Raw genomic sequence first — 3,277 nt, forward strand, 5'->3', positions numbered from 1 at the left:
GATGGTCAACATCACGGGATTGTCCGACGCTCCTTGGTTCGCGGTAGTCTATCCCTTCGCCTTCGGCCCTCCCGTGTTCGAGATCGGACCGATCCTCTCGCTCTGCCTCGTCATGCTGGTCGTGATGGTCGAATCCACCGGCATGTTCCTGGCGCTCGGCGAACTGACCGACCGCCCGGTCGGCGAGACGGATCTGACGCGGGGCCTCCGCACCGATGGCATCGGCACGCTGATCGGCGGCATCTTCAACACCTTCCCGCACACATCGATCTCCCAGAACGTCGGTCTGGTCGGGATGACCGGCGTGCGCAGCCGGTGGGTGGTCGCAGTGGCCGGCGTCATCCTGCTGGCGCTGGGGCTGCTGCCCAAGCTGGCGACGGTCGTGGCGTCGATCCCGGTAGCCGTTCTCGGCGGAGCCGGCATCGCCATGTTCGGCATGGTCGCCGCGACCGGTATCAAGATCCTCGGCAAGGTGAATTTCGAGAACCGCAACAACCTGCTGATCGTCGCGATCAGCCTGGGCGTCAGCATGATCCCGCTGGTGGCGCCCACTTTCTTCGACCAGTTCCCGCATTGGACGGCGCCCCTGACCCACAGCGGCATAACGCTGGGCGCGCTCTGCGCGGTCCTGCTGAACGCCGTCCTGAACGCACACCCCTCATCCGGCGAAAAGACGATCGAGGACGCGGCGCTGGAGCACTGGCCGGCCAGTCATTGAGGCGGCGTCCAGGCGCCGGCAGCGCCGCTTTGCAGTCCTACGCCGGTTTCTTCAGGCCAGGCTCTTCCCGAAGGTTTGAAGACTATCGGCCAGCAGCGTGGTGCCGGCGCCGGGATGCTGGGGCAGGCGGTAGATGCCCCCTTCGACATAAATCGGTTCTTCGAAGTGGTCCTTGATCCAGGGGATGTATTCCAGAATGCCCGAGGCCGGGTGCCAGTAGCTCAGATGAACATGGACCTGGCTCATCTCGCCCGCATGGGGGGCTACGGGCAGCCGGTTGGCCAGGGCGAGGTCGGCGACCTGGATGTACTCGGTAATGCCGCCCAGCCGGGTCACGTCGGGCTGGACATAGGCCACGGCCTCCGCGTCGATGAAGCTGCGGAAGGCGTCCACCGTGTAGAGCTGTTCGCCCAGGGCTATGGGAATCTCGGTCGACCTCGCCAGTTGGGCATGACTGGAAACGTCGTCGTACCAGGTCGGTTCCTCGAACCAGAAGAGGTCGAGATCCCTCGCCGCGGCGCAGAACCGCCGGCAGGTCGGAAGGTCCCATTTGCCGTTTCCGTCCACGGCGATGCGGATATCCGACCCGATCCGCTGCCGAACCGCCTCCAGCCGCTTGATGTCGGTAGCCGGATTTTCGTGGCCGACCTTGATCTTGATCCGGGTGAAGCCGTCCTCTTCAGTGGCCCGCCGCGTAAGGTCGAGCATGGTGTCGAGATCGAAGGACAGCCAGCCGATATCGGTGTTGTAGGCTTCCAGCTTGTCCGTCCTGGCTCCACCCAGATAGCTCCAGAGCGGCGCGCCGGCCGCCTTGGCGGCGATGTCCCATAGGGCGATATCGACGGCGGCCAGCGCCAGTTGCGTAATGCCCGAGCGGCCGACCCACTGAAGCGCCGGACTGCGAGCCAGCTTGTTCCACAGCCGCGTCCTGTCGTTCGCATCCTCCCCGATCAGCAAGGGTGCGTAGCAGGTGCTGATGCAGGACGTGATCAGGCGGTCCGAAGGCAGGTGCGCATGGGTCCCGGTGAACCCGTACCCCGTCAGTCCGTCGCTGGTCACGATGCGCGTCCCGACGACGCCCCAGTGAGTGATGCTGTGGGTAGAGTCGGAAATCGAACTTGCCGTCAGCGGCAGGTGGACAATGAACGGTTCGACTGCGGTGATCTTCATCTTTTGGCGTTCCTCCTTACGATGGCTACTCGACAGTAGTTCTGATTTTGTGGAAGTCCTTCCACCGTCCGGTCACGCGCCAATGCATACAAAGCGATGACGGAATGACGGTGACCTTCCGCCTCTGACGCGGTGCTTCACGAAAAAAGTCGGGCTGCCGAAGGTTTCATTGCTCGGTGGAATGGAAACTTCGGCATCTTGGCGGCCCCAGTGGAATGCAGGACCGCCTGGTTCGAGCTCAAAAAATGAACCGCGCAGTTAAGCTTATGCTGGTATTTAGGAATTGTTTTTTGATAAACGGCAACTGAATTCAATGAGTTGAACGCTGCTGTACTTCATGAAAGAGGCCGGGGGATGGAAGTTTCGGATCGCAGCTGGATTGCCGGCCACCCGGTCTTCGAGTCGCTGCCGGCCGACGATCTGGATATGCTGCTGGAGGCTGCGGTCGTCCACGACCTGCCGGCCGATACCGTCCTGTTCGGTCAGGGTGACAGGCCTGAATTCCTTCATATGCTGATCGACGGGCGGGTCGGCCTGACCGCGCGCGGCATGGATGAGAAGGAGGTCGTGGTCGAGTTCATGGAACCCGGAGAAGCCTTCATACTGGCCGCCGTCCTGACGGATGCGCCCTACCTGATGGCGGCCAGGGCGCTCTCTCCCTCACGCGTGCTCCTGATCCCGGCGAAGGCGCTTCGCGAGCATGTCTCGACCAATGCCAAGCTGGCCGCAGGCATGCTCGCCTCGCTTTCCCGGCACTACAGGATGCTGGTCCGGCAGATCAAGGACCTAAAGCTCCACTCCGCGACCGAGCGCCTTGGCTGCTACTTGCTCATGCTGGCGGCGCAGGTGACCGCCAAGCCCGAAGGACCGGTCACCGTGACGCTGCCGGTCGAAAAGGCGCTCCTCGCGACCCGGCTTGGGACGACGCCCGAGAACCTGTCCCGCGCCTTCGCCAATCTGCGGCCGTCCGGTGTCCGCACCTTAGGCGGTACCGTGACGATCTCGGACCTGCAAAAACTGAGGGAGGCCTGCGCCATGGCGCCGCCGATCCCGGACTGATCGCCGGTGAGGCGTCAATCCGGGAGGCGAAACCGGCGTCAGGCCGCCGCGGTCACCACCACCTCGATCAGGATAGCCGGATCGCCGAGGTCGGCGACGCCAATGGTGGCGCGGGCCGGATAATCGTTGCCGTCCAGCCACTCGAGCCATGCGGCGTTCATCTCTTCCTTGGCCGCCATCTTGGTGACGAAGAGCTGGGCCGAAAGCAGCTTGGTCTTGTCCGTGCCGGCCATGGCCAGAACGGCATCCAGCTTCTTGCAGATCTGCTGAACCTGACCGTACATGCCCACGGTCACGTCGTCGGCGATGATGCCGCCGAGGAAGACGATG

At 63.4% G+C, this 3,277-nt stretch carries 4 protein-coding genes; 2 read left to right on the forward strand and 2 right to left on the reverse strand.

The features are described 5' to 3' along the window. Nucleotides 1-718: solute carrier family 23 protein (locus AC5JJ6_RS05435; RefSeq protein ID WP_496041066.1), on the forward strand; the 718-nt coding region annotated here is incomplete at its 5' end. A gap of 51 nt (nt 719-769) precedes the next feature. On the opposite strand, the gene AC5JJ6_RS05440 is transcribed toward AC5JJ6_RS05435, so the two are convergent. Continuing rightward, the gene (locus AC5JJ6_RS05440) at nt 770-1,888 is read right to left on the reverse strand and encodes a mandelate racemase/muconate lactonizing enzyme family protein (protein WP_496041067.1); all 1,119 of its coding nucleotides are present in this window, start codon (nt 1,886-1,888) and stop codon (nt 770-772) included. Between the two features lie 354 nt (nt 1,889-2,242). Here AC5JJ6_RS05440 and AC5JJ6_RS05445 point away from each other — a divergent pair, with 354 nt between their 5' ends. Next, nucleotides 2,243-2,947: a cyclic nucleotide-binding domain-containing protein gene (locus AC5JJ6_RS05445; RefSeq protein WP_496041068.1), complete on the forward strand. Its 705-nt coding sequence runs from the start codon at nt 2,243-2,245 to the stop codon at nt 2,945-2,947. A 38-nt stretch (nt 2,948-2,985) separates the two neighbouring features. Here AC5JJ6_RS05445 and AC5JJ6_RS05450 read toward each other — a convergent pair whose 3' ends face one another. Further along, nucleotides 2,986-3,276: a RidA family protein gene (locus AC5JJ6_RS05450; RefSeq protein WP_496041069.1), complete on the reverse strand. Its 291-nt coding sequence runs from the start codon at nt 3,274-3,276 to the stop codon at nt 2,986-2,988. Nucleotide 3,277: the final 1 nt, after the last annotated feature.

The organism is Skermanella sp. (assembly GCF_059503625.1).

Coding starts and splice junctions, on each gene's coding strand:
- AC5JJ6_RS05445 (WP_496041068.1), top strand. CDS start 2,243: ATGGAAGTTTCGGATCGCAGCTGGATTGCCGGCCACCCGGTCTTCGAG.
- AC5JJ6_RS05440 (WP_496041067.1), bottom strand. CDS start 1,888: ATGAAGATCACCGCAGTCGAACCGTTCATTGTCCACCTGCCGCTGACG.